The sequence below is a fragment of the Streptomyces sp. ICC4 genome, from assembly GCF_003287915.1.
GTDB lineage: Bacteria > Actinomycetota > Actinomycetes > Streptomycetales > Streptomycetaceae > Streptomyces > Streptomyces tritrimontium.
On record NZ_CP030286.1, the window covers coordinates 7943856 to 7961144 of the forward strand.

16 protein-coding genes and 4 pseudogenes are annotated in these 17289 nt (G+C 73.4%); 9 read left to right on the forward strand and 11 right to left on the reverse strand.

Features of this window, described 5'->3' with window-relative positions:
- Positions 1-190: 190 nt before the first annotated feature.
- Both DRB89_RS37315 and DRB89_RS37320 read right to left on the reverse strand, forming a co-directional pair.
- Positions 191-544, reverse strand: a complete 354-nt coding sequence (locus DRB89_RS37315) for a DUF805 domain-containing protein (protein WP_112452049.1) — start codon at positions 542-544, stop codon at positions 191-193.
- Positions 545-826: 282 nt separating this feature from the next.
- Positions 827-1669, reverse strand: coding sequence for a chitosanase (locus tag DRB89_RS37320; RefSeq protein WP_239516560.1), 843 nt, complete (start codon positions 1667-1669; stop codon positions 827-829).
- Between the two features lie 269 nt (positions 1670-1938).
- Here DRB89_RS37320 and DRB89_RS46440 point away from each other — a divergent pair, with 269 nt between their 5' ends.
- Positions 1939-2931 carry a class I SAM-dependent methyltransferase gene (locus DRB89_RS46440; protein WP_343234833.1) on the forward strand — a complete coding sequence of 331 codons (993 nt, stop codon included), beginning with the start codon at positions 1939-1941 and terminating at the stop codon, positions 2929-2931.
- 43 nt (positions 2932-2974) lie between these two features.
- On the opposite strand, the gene DRB89_RS37330 is transcribed toward DRB89_RS46440, so the two are convergent.
- The gene (locus DRB89_RS37330) at positions 2975-3772 is read right to left on the reverse strand and encodes a GNAT family protein (protein ID WP_204358175.1); all 798 of its coding nucleotides are present in this window, start codon (positions 3770-3772) and stop codon (positions 2975-2977) included.
- A 96-nt stretch (positions 3773-3868) separates the two neighbouring features.
- Between DRB89_RS37330 and DRB89_RS37335 the strand changes: the two genes are divergently transcribed.
- Positions 3869-4288, forward strand: coding sequence for a hypothetical protein (locus DRB89_RS37335; RefSeq protein WP_343234521.1), 420 nt, complete (start codon positions 3869-3871; stop codon positions 4286-4288).
- Positions 4289-4369: 81 nt separating this feature from the next.
- Here the strand turns inward: DRB89_RS37335 and DRB89_RS37340 are convergent, their stop codons facing one another.
- Together DRB89_RS37340 and DRB89_RS37345 are read right to left on the reverse strand one after the other, a co-directional pair.
- Positions 4370-5614: a cation:proton antiporter gene (locus DRB89_RS37340; RefSeq protein WP_112448988.1), complete on the reverse strand. Its 1245-nt coding sequence runs from the start codon at positions 5612-5614 to the stop codon at positions 4370-4372.
- A 5-nt stretch (positions 5615-5619) separates the two neighbouring features.
- On the reverse strand, positions 5620-6090 hold the full coding sequence (locus DRB89_RS37345; protein WP_112448989.1) for a TrkA C-terminal domain-containing protein: 471 nt from the start codon (positions 6088-6090) through the stop codon (positions 5620-5622).
- Between the two features lie 290 nt (positions 6091-6380).
- On the opposite strand from DRB89_RS37345, the pseudogene DRB89_RS45405 reads away from it, so the two are divergent.
- Together DRB89_RS45405 and DRB89_RS45410 are read left to right on the forward strand one after the other, a co-directional pair.
- Positions 6381-7011, forward strand: a pseudogene (locus tag DRB89_RS45405) (histidine kinase); the annotation flags it as partial.
- A gap of 23 nt (positions 7012-7034) precedes the next feature.
- A pseudogene (locus tag DRB89_RS45410) lies at positions 7035-7625 on the forward strand (response regulator transcription factor); the annotation flags it as partial.
- Here the strand turns inward: DRB89_RS45410 and DRB89_RS45415 are convergent.
- From DRB89_RS45415 to DRB89_RS45420, 5 genes and pseudogenes are all read right to left on the reverse strand, one after another.
- Positions 7601-8071 (reverse strand): hypothetical protein, encoded by a 471-nt coding sequence (locus DRB89_RS45415; protein WP_239516561.1) that lies wholly within the window; start codon positions 8069-8071, stop codon positions 7601-7603. The pseudogene DRB89_RS45410 and the gene DRB89_RS45415 sit on opposite strands and share 25 nt — an antisense overlap.
- Positions 8072-8166: 95 nt before the next feature.
- Positions 8167-9330 (reverse strand): hypothetical protein, encoded by a 1164-nt coding sequence (locus DRB89_RS37355; RefSeq protein WP_112448990.1) that lies wholly within the window; start codon positions 9328-9330, stop codon positions 8167-8169.
- A gap of 454 nt (positions 9331-9784) precedes the next feature.
- Complete coding sequence (locus tag DRB89_RS37360) at positions 9785-9976, reverse strand: hypothetical protein (protein ID WP_112448991.1); 192 nt, start codon at positions 9974-9976, stop codon at positions 9785-9787.
- An 83-nt stretch (positions 9977-10059) separates the two neighbouring features.
- A pseudogene (locus tag DRB89_RS37365) lies at positions 10060-10189 on the reverse strand (GNAT family N-acetyltransferase); the annotation flags it as partial.
- A 131-nt stretch (positions 10190-10320) separates the two neighbouring features.
- Positions 10321-10434: pseudogene (locus DRB89_RS45420) on the reverse strand (lytic transglycosylase domain-containing protein); the annotation flags it as partial.
- Positions 10435-10467: 33 nt separating this feature from the next.
- On the opposite strand from DRB89_RS45420, the gene DRB89_RS37375 reads away from it, so the two are divergent.
- The 5 genes from DRB89_RS37375 (at position 10468) to DRB89_RS37395 (ending at position 15981) form a co-directional block, all read left to right on the forward strand.
- Positions 10468-10998, forward strand: a complete 531-nt coding sequence (locus tag DRB89_RS37375; RefSeq protein ID WP_162688896.1) for a DUF4352 domain-containing protein — start codon at positions 10468-10470, stop codon at positions 10996-10998.
- A gap of 102 nt (positions 10999-11100) precedes the next feature.
- Complete coding sequence (locus tag DRB89_RS37380; RefSeq protein ID WP_112451310.1) at positions 11101-12432, forward strand: glycoside hydrolase family 18 protein; 1332 nt, start codon at positions 11101-11103, stop codon at positions 12430-12432.
- Between the two features lie 164 nt (positions 12433-12596).
- Positions 12597-13838: a serpin family protein gene (locus DRB89_RS37385; RefSeq protein WP_112451311.1), complete on the forward strand. Its 1242-nt coding sequence runs from the start codon at positions 12597-12599 to the stop codon at positions 13836-13838.
- A 38-nt stretch (positions 13839-13876) separates the two neighbouring features.
- Positions 13877-15082, forward strand: coding sequence for a serpin family protein (locus DRB89_RS37390; protein WP_112463927.1), 1206 nt, complete (start codon positions 13877-13879; stop codon positions 15080-15082).
- On the forward strand, positions 15082-15981 hold the full coding sequence (locus DRB89_RS37395) for an aldo/keto reductase (RefSeq protein WP_112451312.1): 900 nt from the start codon (positions 15082-15084) through the stop codon (positions 15979-15981). The genes DRB89_RS37390 and DRB89_RS37395 overlap by 1 nt, the downstream gene beginning before the upstream one ends.
- On the opposite strand, the gene DRB89_RS45425 is transcribed toward DRB89_RS37395, so the two are convergent.
- On the reverse strand, positions 15959-17284 hold the full coding sequence (locus DRB89_RS45425) for a sugar kinase (protein WP_239516562.1): 1326 nt from the start codon (positions 17282-17284) through the stop codon (positions 15959-15961). The two genes, DRB89_RS37395 and DRB89_RS45425, sit on opposite strands and share 23 nt — an antisense overlap.
- Positions 17285-17289 lie beyond the last annotated feature (5 nt).

Sequence of the window (17289 nt, forward strand, 5' to 3'; positions counted from 1 at the left end):
AACATTGCTCGACATCAAGATATCTCGTGAACGGGCCGGTCTGGACAGCCCCCGGCGCAAGCGCGTGCGAGACGCACGTCACGCACGGTGCCCGGCGTCGGGGCGGGGGGACCGCCCAAACGCCGAAAACGTCGCCACCGACTGTTTCCAGCCAGTGGCGACGCTCAGGCACTACGGGTTACGAACCTGCTCAGGCGTGGACGGCCTTGGGGCTCGGGCCGTACTGGTTCGGGTTCGGCTGGCCCTCGGTGGCCATCAGGACGATCGCCCAGATGAAGCCGACGAGCGGAATGAGGCCGACGAGGACCCACCAGCCGGACTTGCCCTGGTCGTGCAGGCGGCGGACGGCGAGTCCGAGGTTCGGCAGGAAGGTCGCCAGCGCGTAGAGCGAGTAGAGCAGCGGCGACGTGCCGATGACCGCGTCGAGGATGGCGACGACGATCAGCGCGGCCAGGTTGAAGAGGAAGAACATCCAGAACTCCTGGCGGCGCGCGCGGCCGGAGAAGTCGACGTACTTCTTCAGAACGTCGGTGTAGTAGTGCATGAGTCCCCCCAGAGGACGGTTCGTCGGCCCGTCCAGATGGACCCGGCCGGGGCAGAACTTATGCCCCGCTTACGGCCTGGTCAAGCCAGTTGGCGAGGGACCAGAATGGTTACTTTTCATCTCTCCGCGTCCTAAACACATCAGTACCGGGCGCAACTTGAGACCCACCGGTCCGCTTCGGTCACCGAATGTGACAATTCGGCCGGTGAATTTCTCGCAACGACGGCCCGGGTCGGGGAGGAGCGCGCCCCCGGGCCGCCGTCGCTCGTCACGCGGGACCGGTCAGCCGATGTGGAACGGGTCCCCGTAGACCTTCCAGTCGAGCGGGGTGTTGAGGTTCAGGTTGCCCTTCTTGACCCACACGCGCTGCGCGGTGTCCACGCGGCTGGTGTCGCTGTGCGCCTCCTCCTGCTTCATCGCCCAGACGCGGGCGTCGAGGAAGGCGTTGAGCCACGTGGTCTCGTTGCCGCCCTGGGCCGGGGGCTTGGCCTTGGAGAGGGCGCGCTTGCGGATGTTGCGGAAGCTGGTGGAGTCGGTGCCGTCGCCGTGCATGACGATGGCGTCGTAGTAGATGAACTGGCCGAGCACGCCGACCCCGTCGGACTTGCCCTGGTTCACGGACGGGTTGAAGTAGACGCGGTCGCGCTCGTGGTCCTGGGCCTTCTTGAAGTCGGCGTCGGAGGCCGCCTTGACCCAGTCCTTGGTGAAGTTGGGGTCGAGGCCGGAATGCGAGTCGCTGCCGTCGACCCTCCTGAGGGCCGGGAGGTACTTGGCGAGCACGTTGCCGGGCTTGACCTTCGTGTAGTACTCGACGAGTTCGAGCATGTCGTGGGTGCCGGAACAGAAGCCGATGATGCCGGCCGTGTAGCCGCGGCCGTCGTCTATGTCCTCGATGTACTTGTACTGCGCCTTCCAGTTCAGCGAGGAGTTCTCGGCGCTGGAGACGATCTGCATGGCGATGTCCTTCTTCACCGGATCGTCGAGTCCGACGGCGGCGGCCGCCGACACCCGCGCGGTGGGGGCCGCGTCGGGAGCCGTGGTCGCGTGGGCGGTGACGGGCGCCGCGAGAAGGGCAGTGCCGAGCAGGGCACTGATGGCCAGTCGCTTGCGGTGGGGGGTGAACACAAGGCCTCCATAAGGCAGTTGATGCTCGGGCGACTTCGTTAGGAAACTTTACTACCAGATCTCTCGCCACCTCAAGACCTCGGAACCGACTGCTTGCGCGAGGGCCGCGGGACAGCGGGCCTTGGAGCTTTGACCAGCACGGACACCCGTCGGAGGGCTCGATTCCGTACCGGGGACCAGTCCCGGGGGCGACGGCGCCTTGGTTGACCGGGCGCACCCCGCGGAGTCCGGCCCGGTGCGTGCGGCTCTCTCGCCGGACCGTCCGTGGAGTGGGGGGGGGGAGCTCCCGCGCGGCGACCAGCGGTGTTCGGCGCGCGGGCCCCTGGCGGACCGACGCCGACGACCCGCTCCCGGCCACCCTCGCCGGCATCGACGCACTGATCCTCGCCCCGACCGCGACTCCCGCGGCCCTCCCCCTCATCGGCCCGGCGCTCGCCGCCGAAGTCCCCGTCCTCGCGCTCGGCGACGGAGCCCGGCTCCTCGCGCGGGCCGCGGGCCCCGACCGCGGCGGGTCCGGGGCCGCCGACCCGCTGCTCGGCGGCGCCGACCCGCTGCTCGGCGGCGCCGGCGCGCCGCACGGATTCCGCGTGGGCGCCAGCGCGTGGGGGCTGCCCGACCCGGACGAGGCCGGCTGCGAGGTGCTGCGCCGCTTCGCCGAGCTGGTCGCCGGGCGCGCCGAAACCACCGCCACCCGTGCCTTCTTCACGCCCAGGGCGGCCGCCTGGGAGGAGCGGTTCGCCTACCAGACCCCCGCGTACGAGGCCGCGGTCGCCCGGATGCGGCTGCGCCCCGGGCAGCGCGCGCTCGACCTGGGCTGCGGCAGCGGCCGCGCCCTGCCCGCGCTGCGCGAACTGGTCGGGCCGTCCGGCACCGTCATCGGCGTCGACCTCACGCACGCCATGCTCACGGCCGCCGCCCGCGCGGGCCGGGGCGGCCCGGCCCGGCTGCTGCTCGCCGACTGCGGACGGCTCCCGCTCGCCGCCGGGGCCGTCCACGGGATCTTCGCCGCCGGTCTCCTGGACCACCTGCCGCGTCCGGACGGAGCCCTGCGCGAATGGGCCCGGGTCACCGCGCCCGGCGGGGAGCTCCTGCTCTTCCACCCGTCCGGCCGCGCCGAACGCGCGGCCCGGCACGGCCGCGCGGTGAGCCCCGAAGACCCCCTGGCCGAGCCGAACCTCCGCCCGGCCCTCGAAGCGGCGGGCTGGCACCTGGCCGCGTACGAGGACGCCGCCACGCACTTCCTGGCCCGGGCGCGGCGGTAGTCCGCGGTCCCGCCCGGAGCGGCCCGCCTCCCGAAGGCCCGGGTCAGGCGGTGACGGTGCGCCCGGCGCCGGTGCCCGTGCCGGTGGTGCCGATCCCGGTCGTGCCGGCGCCGGTGGTGCGGCCCGCTTCCAGGCGGGCCTCCAGGCCCCGCTTCGCCTCGGGCCACTCCGGGCGGGTGATGCTGTACACCGCCGTGTCCCGGATCCAGCCGTCCCGCATGACCATGTGGTGGCGCAGTACGCCCTCGTGGGTGGCACCGAGCCGGGTGATCGCGGCCCGCGACTTCGCGTTGCGCACGTCCGTCAGCAGCTCGACGCGGTTCATCCCCATCGACTCGAAGGCGTGCGTCAGCATCAGCAGCTTCGCCTCCGTGTTCGCGCCGCTGCGCTGCCAGGACTCCGCGAGGAAGGTCCAGCCGATCTCGAGGCGCCGGTTCGCGGTGTTGATCACCATCAGCCGGGTCGAGCCGAGGACCCGCCCCGTCGCCGCCTCCACCGTCGCGTACGGGATCTGCGTGCCCTCCCCGCGCGCCGCGACCGCGTCCTCGATGAAGCCCCGTACGTCGTCCGGGTGCGGGACGGTCGTCACCGCGAGCTCCCACAGACTGCCGTCGCGGACCGCCTCGCAGAGCCCGTCGTGGTGGCGGAGCTCCAGCGGTTCGAGCCGTATCCGGTCCCCGACCAGCTCCCCCGCCACCCCGCCCGTGGTCCCCCCGAACACCACCGGTCCGCCCGGCACCCGCGGCAGTTGCCTGCCGGTGCGGCGCAGCAACTGCCGCGTACGTTCCTCCGGGCGCGCGGCGGCCCCCGCCGCGAGCGCGCGCAGGAAGGCGTCGAGCACCTCGGGATCGGGCTCCTCGCGCAGCAGTACGTCGGCCAGTCTTCGGGGTCGGGCATCATGTCTGGGTTCCCAACAGCGGGGGCAAGGGCGGAAGGCATGCGCATGGTGCAGTGGCGGTTACTCAGTTCCGGTGTCAAGCCCGTGCCGTACGCCGTCGCCGCCCCTTCCGTGTGGGCGGTCGCCGGTGTCGCGGCGCTCGTCCTGGTCACCGCGCTGAACTACCTCAACGGCCAGGGCGACCCGGCGATCGATCTGCTCGTGCTGTCGGGCCTCGCCGCCGCGTTGCGCACCGGAGCCCGGCTCATCGCGGCGCCGGGTACCGCCCTGGTCTGCTGGCTCATCCTCAACGGCTTCGCCACCCCGCCCATGGGCGAGTTGACGTGGGCGACGGGCTACGACCTGGGCCGCCTCGGATGCCTTCTGGCGGCGGCGAGCACGGGAACCGTCATCGGTCGCATCGCCGCCGCCCGTGCCGCTTACCGGAGCCTGACGCCGGAAGACCTCGCCGGTCCCTGACCTCCGGCGGCCCGGGCCGTGCCGAGGCCGTGCCCAGGCCGTGCCCAGGCCGTGCCCAGGCCGTGCCCAGGCCGTCTCCCTTCAGGTGCGGCCCACCGCGTCCTGGTCCTCGACCGACTCCGGTGACTTCGCGGGCGCCGGTATCCCGCCCAGGGAGGGGGCTTTGGCGGTCCGCCGGCTGGTGAACCAGACGGCGAGGGGTTCGGTGTAGCGGGCGGTGAGGGGGCCCGCGACGACGAGGATCAGGACGTAGGCGGTGGCCAGCGGGCCGAGCGCGGGTTCGATGCCGGAGGTGACGGCGAGGCCGGCGATGACGATGGAGAACTCGCCGCGGGCGACGAGGGCACCGCCGGCCCGCCACCGCCCGTTCCTCCCGATCCCGGCCCGCCGGGCGGCCCAGTAGCCGGTCGCGATCTTCGTGAGCGCGGTGACCACGGCGAGGGCGAGGGCGGGCAGGAGCACGGGCGGAATGCTGGCGGGGTCGGTGTGGAGGCCGAAGAAGACGAAGAAGACGGCGGCGAACAGGTCGCGCAGCGGACTGAGGAGGGTGTGCGCGCCTTCGGCGACCTCGCCGGACAGTGCGATGCCGACCAGGAACGCACCGACGGCCGCGGAAACTTGGAGCTGCTGGGCGATCCCGGCCACCAGCAGCGTCAGCCCGAGGACGACCAGGAGGAGTTTCTCGGGGTCGTCGCTGGAGACGAACCGGGAGATGAGCCGCCCGTACCGGACGGCGACGAACAGCACCGCGCCCGCGACGCCGAGCGCGATGGCCAGCGTCAGACTCCCGGCCGCGAGGCTGACGCCGGCCAGCAGCGCGGTGACGATGGGCAGGTAGACGGCCATGGCCAGGTCCTCGAGGACCAGGATGCTGAGGATGACCGGGGTCTCCCTGTTGCCGATCCGCCCGAGGTCTCCCATGACCTTGGCGATGACGCCGGAGGAGGAGATCCAGGTGACGCCGGCCAGGACCACGGCGGCGACCGGCCCCCAGCCCATGAGCAGCGCGGCGATCGCGCCCGGGAGCGCGTTGAGGGCGAAGTCGACCAGTCCGGCGGGGTACTGGGTCTTGAGGTTGGAGACCAGATCGCTGGCGGTGTACTCCAGGCCCAGCATGAGCAGGAGCAGGATGACGCCGATCTCGGCGCCGATCGCGACGAACTCCTCGCTCGTCCCCATGGGCAGGAGCCCGCCCTTGCCGAAGGCCAGGCCCGCCAGCAGGTAGAGGGGTATCGGGGAGAAGTGGAAGCGGCCGGCGAGTCTGCCCAGCAGACCCAGGCCGAGGATGATGGCGCCGAACTCGATCAGGAAGACAGCGGAGTGCACAGGCGTCACCCCCGTCCGAGTATCACGGCGGCCGTGTCGACGCCTTCGCGGGTGCCGATCACGATGAGGGTGTCCCCGCCGGCGAGCCGGAAATCCGGTGCGGGGGACGGACGGGCTTCGGCCCGGCGGAGTACGGCGACGATCGAGGCGCCGGTCTCCGTGCGCATCCGGGTCTCCCCCAGCAGGCGGCCGTTCCAGTACGAGTGCGCCGACAGCTCGATCCGCTCGGCCACCAGGCCGAGGTCGGTGGTGTGCAGCACGTTGGGGCTGTGGTGGGCGGGCATGAGCGCGTCGATCAGCGAGGCGGCCTCCGCCCCGGTCACGTGCAGGGACTGCGCGCAGGCGTCGGGGTCGTCGGCGCGGTAGACGTTCAGGGTCCGGGTGCCGTCCCGGTGTGCGATGACCGACAGGTGGCGGTGTTCGCGGGTGGTGAGGTCGTACTGGACCCCGATGCCGGGCAGCGGTGTGGTGCTCATGCGTGGAGCGGGCACAACTCTGTCCCCCCTTGCTCTGTGCTCGACTGCGGTACGGCGCCGGGTGGATGCGAGGCAGGATCCCGGCCCCGGCGCGGAGCCATCGTGCCATCTCTCCGCGGCCTCGCGATATGGGTGTCGGCACGGATGGACAAGGCCCCCTGCGACACGGAAGGCTGACCGGGGACACCAGGCCCGCCGCAGGTCACCGTAGGTGTGGGGAGCGATTGCGGCGATGGTGGAAGGGCGTGCGCCTACCAGGCGGACGGGTCAACGGGGGGGGAGGGGCGGTCATGTCGCTGTACTGGCGGATCTTCCTGCTCAACGCCGCCGTGCTCGTCTCGGCCGTCCTGCTGCTGTTCGGCCCGGTCACCGTCTCCACCCCGGTCCTGTTCGGCGAAGCCGTCGTCCTGCTCGCGGGGCTGGCCGCCATGCTGATCGCGAACGCCGTTCTACTCCGTGTCGGCCTGGCCCCCCCTGGACCGGCTGACCCGTGCGATGACGGCGGTCGACCTGCTGCGGCCCGGCAGCCGGGCCCGCGTGGAGGGGCCCGGCGAGGTGGCCGAACTGACCACCTCGTTCAACGCGATGCTCGGCCGGCTGGAGGCCGAGCGGGCCACCAGCAGCGCACAGGCCCTCTCCGCGCAGGAGGCCGAACGCCGCCGCATCGCCCGGGAACTCCACGACGAGGTCGGCCAGACCCTGACCGCGGTGCTGCTCCAGCTCAAGCACGCCGCCGACCGTGCCCCTGCTCCGTTGCGCGAGGAGCTCCACCAGGTGCGGGAGACCACCCGCACCAGCCTCGACGAGATCCGCCGCATCGCCCGCCGGCTACGCCCGGGCGTGTTGGAGGACCTGGGACTGCACAGCGCCCTGCGGGCGCTGACGGCCGAGTTCACCACCGGGTCGCTCGCCGTGCGGCACTTCATCGGGGGCCGCCGCGCGTCCTGCTCGCCGACGACCACGCCCTCGTACGGCGGGGAGTACGGCTCATCCTGGACTCCGAACCGGACCTGGCGGTGGTCGCCGAGGCCGGGGACGGGGCGGAGGCCGTCGCCCTGGCCCGCACGCAGGAGATCGACCTGGCCGTACTCGACGTCTCGATGCCCCGCATGACCGGGCCGCAGGCCGCCCGGGAACTCTCGCGGCTGCGGCCGGAGCTGCGGATCCTCATCCTGACGATGTACGACAACGAGCAGTACTTCTTCGAGGCCCTCAAGGCCGGGGCGGCCGGCTACGTGCCCAGGTCGGTCGCCGACCGGGATCTCGTCGAGGCGTGCCGTGCGGCGATCCGGGACGACCCCTTCATCTGTCCCGGCGCGCAGACCACCCTGATCCGCAACTACCTCGACCGGTCCCGCCAGGGGGATCCGCTGCCCGCCCGGGCGAACACCGCACGCGAGGAGGAGATCCTCAAGCTCGTCGCCGAAGGCCACTCCTCGAAGGAGATCGGCGACCTCCGGGCCTGATCGAGCCGTAGACGACGGAATCCCCCTCTTGGCCGACAGCGCCATCAGCTCCCCCGCGGGAGCGAGCGGTCGCTGCCGAGCTCGCTCCTGGCCAGCTCCACGAAGGCGAGGCGGCGCTCGCGCTTGGTGGGCGCCCGGTCGTCCGCCACCACATCGCGGATGATCCGGTGCAGTGCCTCGGTGTAGTCACGCGCGGCTTGGGCGACCTCGTGCAGGCAGACCAGTTCGACGGCCTTCTCCGCGAGCCACAACGCGTGCAGGATCTGGTCTTCGGGTTCATCCGCGGCAGCCGGCAGGCCCAGGCTCCTGCGGTCCAGCACCAGTTCGACCTTCTGTGCGGCGGCCAGAAACATCAGGATGACCTCCTTGCGCTCCGCACGCTCGCTCTCGCCCCGGCGTTGCAGGTCGCGTCGCAGCTCGAGGCGAGTCGCCAGGTGCTGTCCCACGAGAGTGCCCATGGTTCCCAGAAGGACACCGACCAGGGCGAGTACCGCTCCCCCACTGATTCCGTTCACGGCATCCAGGCTGGCCCACTCCAGCGAGTGCCGTCCAGGGCTTTGTCCCTTGGTGGGCACACCCTGGATCGCGCCGCCCGGTTGCGGGGAGGGCCTCAGAAGAGGCCGGAGCGCCTGTGCTGCGGGAGGTTCTCGAGGATCTCGCGCAGCCACGGGCTGCGGGCGGCCGGTAGCCGGACCAGGGTGTTCCGGAACACCTCCGGGTCGGCCCGGAACAGGTGGGGGGAGTGCGGCGCGGGCGGGTCGAAGTCGTCGCGGAGGACGCCCTCGGGCAGGCCGCCCGACGCGGGGACGGGCGGGTACGGCTCGGGGAAGGCCAGCCACAGCCACACCCCGAACGGCAGCGGCACCAGGTATGCCGAGGCGGCGGGGCCGACCGGGCCGGACGGGGTCCAGGTCTCCCCCGTCTGGGGGTGGGTCGGCACGATGAGGATCTCCGCGTCCGCGTCCGCGTCCGCGTCGGGGCCGGGGCCGGGCAGCCCCGGTCCCGCCAGGACCGCGCGCCGCGCGGGCGCGGCCACGGCCGTGGCCGCGGGCAGCAAAGCGTCAAGAGCGCGGTGGAACATCTCCGCGACCAGGCCGTCCGGGACGGTCACCGGCCGGCCTTCCGAGGCCGCCAGCAGGTGGGCGAGCGCGCGGCCGGCCGCCGCCTCCCAGCGCGGGCTCCAGTACCACCGGTGGTTCGACCAGTGCCCCGCTCCCAGCCGCGACCCCCACGAGGCGAGCGGCTCGAACGGGGGTGTTCCCTTCCCCGCCGCCGTCGCCTCCGCCCAGGAAAGCGGTGCGGCAGGCTCGTCGTCGACGGGGCAGCGGCGCACGGCGTCGGGGGCGAGCCAGACCGCCTGCCAGAGAGAACAGTCGTCGATCCGGCTCGCCACGGGCAACCCGCACGCCTCGCAGGCCATGTTGGGGCCGTCGCCCCAGTCGAGGCCGCAGCAGGAGCCGCCGGCCTTCTCCGGGATCAGCGCAGTGCCACGGGCATCCCCGGGTGCGATGACGACCGCGCCCCGTACGGCGTCGGAGAGGGCATGAACCGGTGCGGAGATGCCGCGGGCCGCGGCCTCGTCCGGATCGATCTCCTCCCCGCTCCGCCACGGCGGCCCGCCGGGCTCCGGGTCCACGGCGAACGTGCCGGACTCCATGAGCACGGGGAGTTGGGTCCCGTTGCCGTACTTCTGATGGGCGTGGACGGGCAGGGCGACCTGGGACAGCGCGGTGGTCAGGCCAGCTCCGCACCCCGCGCAGACAAAGACGAACAAGCATCCTCCCTTGCGGAAACGGAGGCATCGTCGCAGCTCGGCGGCGGACGGCCAACACGTTATCCGTTCGAGGCCGTTGTCCGTCGTCCGGTGTCACACACCGGTGTCAGGCGCGGGTGGTCCGGGCGCGGACGGTGGTGTGGACGGCCCATCCCAGCAATGGGCCGAAGAGGCAGGCCGCCACCCACCACACCAGCGCGTGCACGAGGAAGCCGCCCCAGTCGATGGGAGACTCCCCCCACCGGCGCGCTCCCCACCAGTGTCAGGTCGAAGGACCGGAAGCCGCCCTGCCCCATCTTCACCAGGTGGTACGCGGCCACCGCCACCACCAGCGATGCCGGCGCCAGCCAGAGCGCACGCTTCCACGACCGGCACACCCACCCGACGGCGAAGGCGAGCGCCGCCCAGGGGCCGACGCCTCGGGGCGGGCGCGGGACCCTCCCCGGCACCCGTGTCAGCGGGCGTGGTGCTGGATTCCGCGCTGCCCGGGAACCTTGGTCCGCCGGACCGCGGCGGACCGGCGGCCGGTCGCCCGGTGGCGACGGCCAGGGAGCGGGTTCCTCCGCGCGGGAGCGCTGGGGGCCAGCGCCAGGAGAAGCACGAGGACGGCGACCGCGACGAGGATGAGCACGGTAACGAGGGTCATGTTCCTGCCTTCCGTCGGGTACTGACTGAATGTAGTTACTTGGTGTAACCGAAATTCCGACCGCTAAACACCAGGGTGTCGGCAGGCGCGACGGCCACTCCGCCGACGCCCACCACATCCGTCTCGGCGCCGCCGATCTCAACAGGCAGTCTCAGCAGGCCGGCCGGCGTGTGCCACGAGCCGGTCGCCGTGTCTGATGCCGAAGTGTTCTTCATGATCTCTCCGGACAAGGCCGGTCAGGCGATTGCCCCATCGGCCGGCGGGGAACGGCCCCGGCGTACGCAAAGACGCCCGGCCGGGAATTCCCTGCCGAGCGTTTCGTGCGTGAGCTGTCCGCTGGTGGCTTAGTACCAGTGGTGGGTCTGCCAGAAGCTCCAGGCGCCGGTGGGGCTGCCGTAGCGGGAGTTCATGTAGTCCAGGCCCCACTTGATCTGGGTGGCGGGGTTGGTCTTCCAGTCCGGGAGCGGACCGCGCGGAGGATCGTGGGCGGTGTGAGCGGAGACCGCCCGGGTGAAGGCCCCGCGCGGCCCGCACGCCGCCGGGCCGCGCTCGCGCTGCTCGCCGCCCTCACCGCGGCCCTGGTCCTCGGCGCCGGCCCGGACGGCTCCGGAGAGACGATCCCCCTCACCGGCGACCAGCCGGGCGAGCGCCTGGACGTGACCCTCACGCAGGTCGACGACCCGTCGGGCGTCGGCCCCACGCCCGACCCCGACCCCAACGAGGCTGACCGGCTGGTCTCCGTACGGCTGCGCCTGGAGAACACCGGGACCGCCGTCTACGAGGACTCCCCGGCGCCCGCCGCGCACCTGCTCGACTCCGAGGGCCGCCGCTTCACCGGCTTCAACGCGTCGACCGGGGCCGGGGCCGGCGACGCCTTCCCGGACACCCTCACGCTGAGCCCGGGCGGTGCGGCGACCGGCTCCGTCACCTTCCGACTGCCGAAGGACGCGGAACCCGCCGCGGTGCAGTTCGCCCTGGACGGCGGCCTCGCCGACGACGTCGGGCAATGGAGCCTTCCCTGAATCCTCCCCCGCCCCCTTGACCCGATCTGGTCCAGACCAATAGTTTCCGCATGCACAGCGCACGCGCCCCGGCACCACTCACCGCATCCGCAAAGGAAGCCCATGCGCCGCAGCATGCTCGGCAGGCTGGCCGTCGCCGCCTGCTCCCTCTCCCTGCTGACCGCCTTCGCCCCCGCCCACGACGACTCCGGGCACGGCGGCTCCGGCCACGACCGCTCGTACAAGAAGGTCGGCTACTTCACCCAATGGGGCGTCTACGGGCGTGACTTCCAGGTCCAGGACCTGGAGAAGAACGGCAGCGCGAGCAAGCTCACGCACATCAACTACGCCTTCGGCAACATCAGCGCGGACGGAAAGTGCTTCACCGGCAGCATCCCCGGCGAGGCCGACGCCTGGGCCGACTACGTCCGCCCGCTGGACGCGGAGAACTCCGTGGACGGTGTCGCCGACGACTGGGAGCAGCCCGTCGCCGGCAACTTCAACCAGCTGCGCGAGCTCAAGGCCAAGCACCCGGGCCTCAAGGTCCTCCTCTCGCTGGGTGGATGGAGCTGGTCCACGCACTTCTCGGACGCCGCACTGACCCCCGCCTCCCGCAAGGCCCTCGTGTCCTCCTGCATCGACCTCTACATCAAGGGCAACCTGCCTCAGGACGGCACCCGCGGCGGCGCGGGCTCGGCGGCCGGCATCTTCGACGGCATCGACCTCGACTGGGAGTGGCCCGGCTCGGCCGGCGACTCCGACACCACCTACCGCCCCGAGGACAAGAAGAACTTCACCGCCCTGGTGGGCGAGTTCCGCACGCAGCTCGACGCCTACGCGAAGAGCCAGAAGCGGAAGGCCAAGTACGAGCTGACGGCCTTCGTCCCGACCGCCCCCGCCAAGATCGACGCCGGCTTCGACGTCCGCCGGATCATGCGCGACCTCGACTTCGTGACCCTCCAGGGCTACGACTTCCACGTGTCCGGCGAGAAGACCACCGCGCAGCAGTCCGCGCTGTACGCCCGGAACGACTTCAGCGTCGACGGCACGGTGGACGCCTGGAAACGGCGCGGCGCTCCTGCCGACAAGCTGGTGATGGGCATGCCCTTCTACGGGCAGGGCTGGACCGGCGTCAGCGGCGGCGGGGACGGCATGGGCCAGCCCGCGACGGCTCCGGCTCCGGCCACCTGGGCCGCCGGGTACGAGGACTACAAGGCGCTGAAGAAGCTCGCGGACTCGGGCACGTACAAGCTGTACCGTGACCGGCGCGCCGGCAGCGCCTGGCTGTTCGACGGCACCACCCTGTGGACGTACGACGACCCGCAGGTGCTGCGGACCAAGACCCGCTACATCCGCGAACAGGGCCTGGGCGGAGCGATGTTCTGGTCCCTGGACGCGGACACCGCCGACGGCGAGCTCATGACCGCGATCGACCAGGGCCTGCGCGGCCGCTGACCGGCCGCCGACCGGCCGCCGACTGGCCTCTGACCAGCCGCTGACCGGTGCGGCGCGCGGCGCGCGCCACACGCCGCGCGCCGCGCGCCGTACCCCCGAACAGCGCCGCCGGGACGAGGAAAACGACCCGTCCCGGCGGCGCCCCAACCCGTACGCTGCCGCCCATGAAGTTCGCGACGGTTCGGGCGGTCAACTCACTCACCACGCGCTGGGCCGGGCACGCGACCCCGGACGGCACTGGGACGGTGTTCACAGCCGTCGGAGTGTGGCCGCTGCTGGCCCTCCTCGCCGACGGCGCCGAAGGCCCGGCCCGCACCGAGTTGGAGCAGGCCCTCGGGATACCCGCCGACACGGCCGCCGACGCCGCACGCGAACTGCTGGCCGCACTGGACGACGTACGGGGCCTGCGCGCGGCCACCGGACTGTGGACCCGCCGGGACCTCAGCCTGGAGGACCGGTGGTCGGCCGGGCTCCCCGCCGGCACGCGGAGCGCCCTGACCGGTGACGAGGACCACGACCGCGAGGCCCTGGACGCCTGGGCCGCCGACCGCACCGACGGCCTCATCGAGAAGATGCCGGTCGACCGCGACGAGGACACGCGCTTCGTGCTCGCCTCCGCGCTGGCGCTGCGCCTGCGGTGGATCCGGCCCTTCGCTCCCTGGAGGACGCGCGTCGAGGAAGGCCCGTGGGCCGAAAGGCCGTTGCAAGGCCTGTTCCGCAGCACGTCCCTCCTCGACCGGGCCCGCGTGGCGCAGGCGCCGACCGGGCCCGTGACCGTGCTGGAAGTGGTGGGCGACGGCGGCGTGGACGTCCACCTCGTCCTCGGCGAGCCGCAGGCCCCGCCGGGCGAGACCCTCCGGGCCGGCCTGGCGGCCGTCACCCGGACCATCCCCTCGACGGGCGCGAGCCTGCTCCCCGAGGGGAACCCGGGCCCGGGCCTGCACATCGAGCAAGTGCTCTCGGCCGACCGCCGACACCGGCTGAACATCGAGACGGTGGCCTTCGAGGTGCAGGCGGAGCACGACCTCCTCGATCACCCTCGGCTGTTCGGGCTGGAGAGCGCCGCGGACTCCCGCCGGGGCCACTTCCCGGGAATCAGCGCCGATCCGCTTGCCCTCGGCTCGGCCCGGCAGACGGCCGTGGCCCGGTTCCACGCGGAGGGCTTCGAAGCGGCGGCCGTGACCGCGCTCGGCGCGGTCGGTGGCGCCGCGCCGCGGCTGAAGTACCGGGTCCGGCGGGCCGAAGTGGCCTTCCACCGGCCCTTCGGCTTCCTCGCCGTCCACCGGACCTCCCGCTTGGTCCTCGCCGCGGGCTGGGTGGCGGAACCCCTCGCGCACGAGGAGCGGGACCACGCGGCGGAGGAAGCCGAGGCGTGGGCGAACCTCGAATCGGAGGACTGGAGTTGAGGCGGTTCCGGGCCGCCCCGCGCCGTACGCTCCCCGCCGTGCGGAAATCGACGGTGGAGGCGGTCAACCGCCTGACGGCGCGGTGGGCGGCGAACCGGCCGGAGGGAGCGTCGGAGCCCGCGGACCCGGCCGGGGGCACCGTGTTCACGGCCGCCGGGGTGTGGCCGCTGCTGGCCCTCCTCGCCGACGGCGCCGAAGGCCCGGCCCGCACCGAGTTGGAGCAGGCCCTCGGGATACCCGCCGACACGGCCGCCGACGCCGCGCGCGAACTGCTGGCCGCACTGGACGGCGTACGGGGCCTGCGCGCGGCCACCGGACTGTGGACCCGCCGGGACCTCCCGCTGGAAGAGCGGTGGTCGGCCGGGCTCCCGGAGGGGGCCCACCGCGCCCTGACCGGCGACCCGGGCACCGACCGCGAGGCCCTGGACGCCTGGGCCGCCGACCGCACCGACGGCCTGATCGACACGATGCCGGCGGCGGTGGACCGGCGGACCGACCTGGTCCTCGCCTCCGCGCTCGCGCTGCGCCTGACCTGGGAGGAGCCCTTCGCGGAACGGCCCGTCCCGGCTCCGCACGGACCCTGGAACGGGCTCCGGCTGCGCGGACTGACCGTCACCCACGCCTTCCCCGACCGCATCCGGGTGGCCCGGGGCCCCTGCGGACCGGTGACCCTGCTCGCCGTGCCCGGCGCACCGGGCAGCTCCGGCGCGGACGTGCACCTGCTGCTCGGTGAACCGGGCGCCCCGCCGGCGGACGTGCTGACGACCGGGATCGCCGAGGTCACCGGCGCTCTGGCCTCGTCGACCGCGAGCGAGCTCCCCGACGGTGACGCGGGACCGGGGCTCTCGCTCCGCACGGTGGACTCCGCCCGCCCCGAACCCGTGGTCCGGATCGACACGGTGGCCTTCGAGATCCGCGCCGAGCACGACCTGCTGCGCCACCCCGGCCTGTTCGGGTTGCGGACGGCCGCCGAAGGCCCCGGGCACTTCCCCGGCATCTCCGCGGCTCCCCTCGGTGTCGGTTCGGCCCGCCAGTCGGCCATGGCCCGGTTCCACGCGGAAGGCTTCGAGGCCGCGGCCGTCACCGCCGTGACCATGTACCGCGGCGGGCCGAGGCGCTCGCCGTACCGGGTCCGCCGGGCCGAGTTCGGCGTCTCGCGGCCCTTCGGGTTCCTCGCCGTCGACCGGGGCTCCGGCCTGGTGCTCTTCGCGGGCTGGGTCACCGACCCGGCTACCCTCACCTGATGACATCCCACAAGATCACCCCGGACGGGACCACCGCGGACCGCTCCGGCACCTGGCGGCTCGGCGACCTCACCGTCCGCCGCGTCGGCTTCGGCGCGATGCGGCTCACCCACCTCGCCGACGGCTCCCCCAGCGACCGGGACCGGGTGACGGGCGTCCTGCGGCGGGCGGTCGAGCTGGGGGTCAACCACATCGACACGGCGGCGTTCTACTTCTCCCCGACCCGCTCCGCCAACGAGCTGATCAACCGGGCCCTCGCCCCCTACGCCGACGACCTGGTGATCACCACCAAGGTCGGGCCGGGCCGCGACGCCGCCGGCGACTGGTGGTGGGCCACCCCCGAACAGCTGCGCGGGCAGGTCGAGGAGAACCTGCGCCAGCTGGGCCGCGACCACCTGGACGTGGTCAACCTGCGCGTCCCGCGCCAGGCGGAGACCGGTTCGATCGCCGAGCACTTCGGGGCGCTCGCGGAACTGCGCACGGCCGGGCTGATCAGGCACCTCGGCGTGTCCAACGTACGGCCCGACCACCTCGTCGAGGCGCGCGCCATCGCGCCCGTGGTGTGCGTGCAGAACGCCTACGGGATCGGCTCCCCGGCCGAGGAGCACGCCTTCCTCGACGCGTGCGGCGAACAGGGCATCGCCTTCGTCCCCTTCTTCGCGATCGCGGGCGCCGGCAAGGAGGCCGGGGTGGTCGCCGAGGACGGTACGGCGGTGCGCGACCTCGCGCGGGCCCGCGGAATCTCCCCGGCCCAGCTGCGCCTGGCGTGGACACTGAGCCGGGGCCCGCACGTCCTGGCCATCCCGGGCACCGGAAACCCGGACCACCTGCTGGAGAACATCGCGGCCGGGTCCCTGCGCCTGTCGGCCGAGGAGATCAAACTCCTCGAAGCGGCATAGCCTGCCGGTCCGGGCCGGGCGCCGCGCTCGGCCGGTTCTGCGGCCGGGCACGGTGGGCCGCGGCCAGGGTTGCCGTCGCGGCGAAGGCGGGGACGTGGCCCGTGCCGCCGCGGCCGGAGACCGAGAGGGAGGCGGCCGCCATTCCGTACGCGACGGCCTCCGCGAGGCTGTCGCCCAGGGCGAGCCGGGCCGTGGCGGTGCCGGTGAAGCAGTCTCCGGCGCCGGTCGCGTCGACGGGGTCGGGGTTGACGGGAACGGGCAGGTACACCGCCCCCGCGTCCCCGGCCGTTCCGTCGGCCAGGAGCAGCCGGTCGGCGCCCGCCGTGACCACGACGCTGCGGGCGCCCAGCGCCCGGTAGCGGGCGGCCGCTTCGGCCGGGTCGTCGGTGCCCACCAGGGCCAGCGCGTCGGCCGGGCACGAGGTCTTCAGCAGCCCGGCCAGCGGGGCGACACGGGCCAGCAGCTCCCGCGCCTCGCCCCGACCGGTGAGGCGGGAGCGGAAGTTGGGGTCGTAGGAGAGGTGTCCGCCGGACTCGTGCACCGTCTGCGCCGCGGCCAGTACGGCGTCCCGGCTGCTCGGCGACAGCGCACCGGTGATGCCGCTCGTGATGAGGGCCTTGCAGCCGGTCAGCAGGTCCCGCCAGGACTCCACGTGCTCCGCCGAGAGCGTCGAACCGGCGCTGCCGGTGCGCCAGTACACGAAGTCGCGGTCGCCCTCGGTGTCGGCGGAGATCAGGTACGCGCCGTTCGGGCGCGGGGAGCGGCGTACGTGCGAGACGTCCACGCCGAGCTCGGTGGCGCGGGCCAGCAGCGGGGCGCTCAGCTCGTCCCCGCCGACGACCGCGAGCAGGGCGGTGCGGGCTCCGGCGGCGACGGCGGCCGCCGCGGCGTTGAGCGCGTCGCCCGAGTAGGAGATGCGGGCGGGGGTGCCGTCGGCGGCGTCCCGCAGGGCCGTGCCGGCATGGATCTCGACGAGGACCTCCCCGAGGACCAGGATGTGGCGTGTAGGGCCGGGGCCGCGGGCTGCCTGGCGACGGCGGGCGTGGCCTGGGCGGGCGCGCGGCGCGGGGCGGTGGGCGCGGGCGGCCGCCGGCCCGCTCCGGAGGTGGAGGCGGGGGCGGAGGCGGAGCCGGGGCCCGGCCCGGGGCGGGAGCGGGAGGAACGGGTCCGGGGTGAAGGGGGGGGGCGTCCGGGGCGGGACCGCCCTGGCCGCCGAGCGCGCCGGGGCCCTCGGCCTGCTGGACCTCGGCCGTGACGAAGGGGCCTCGCGGCGTGCCGTCGCCGAGCTCGCCCACCGCCTCACCGGGC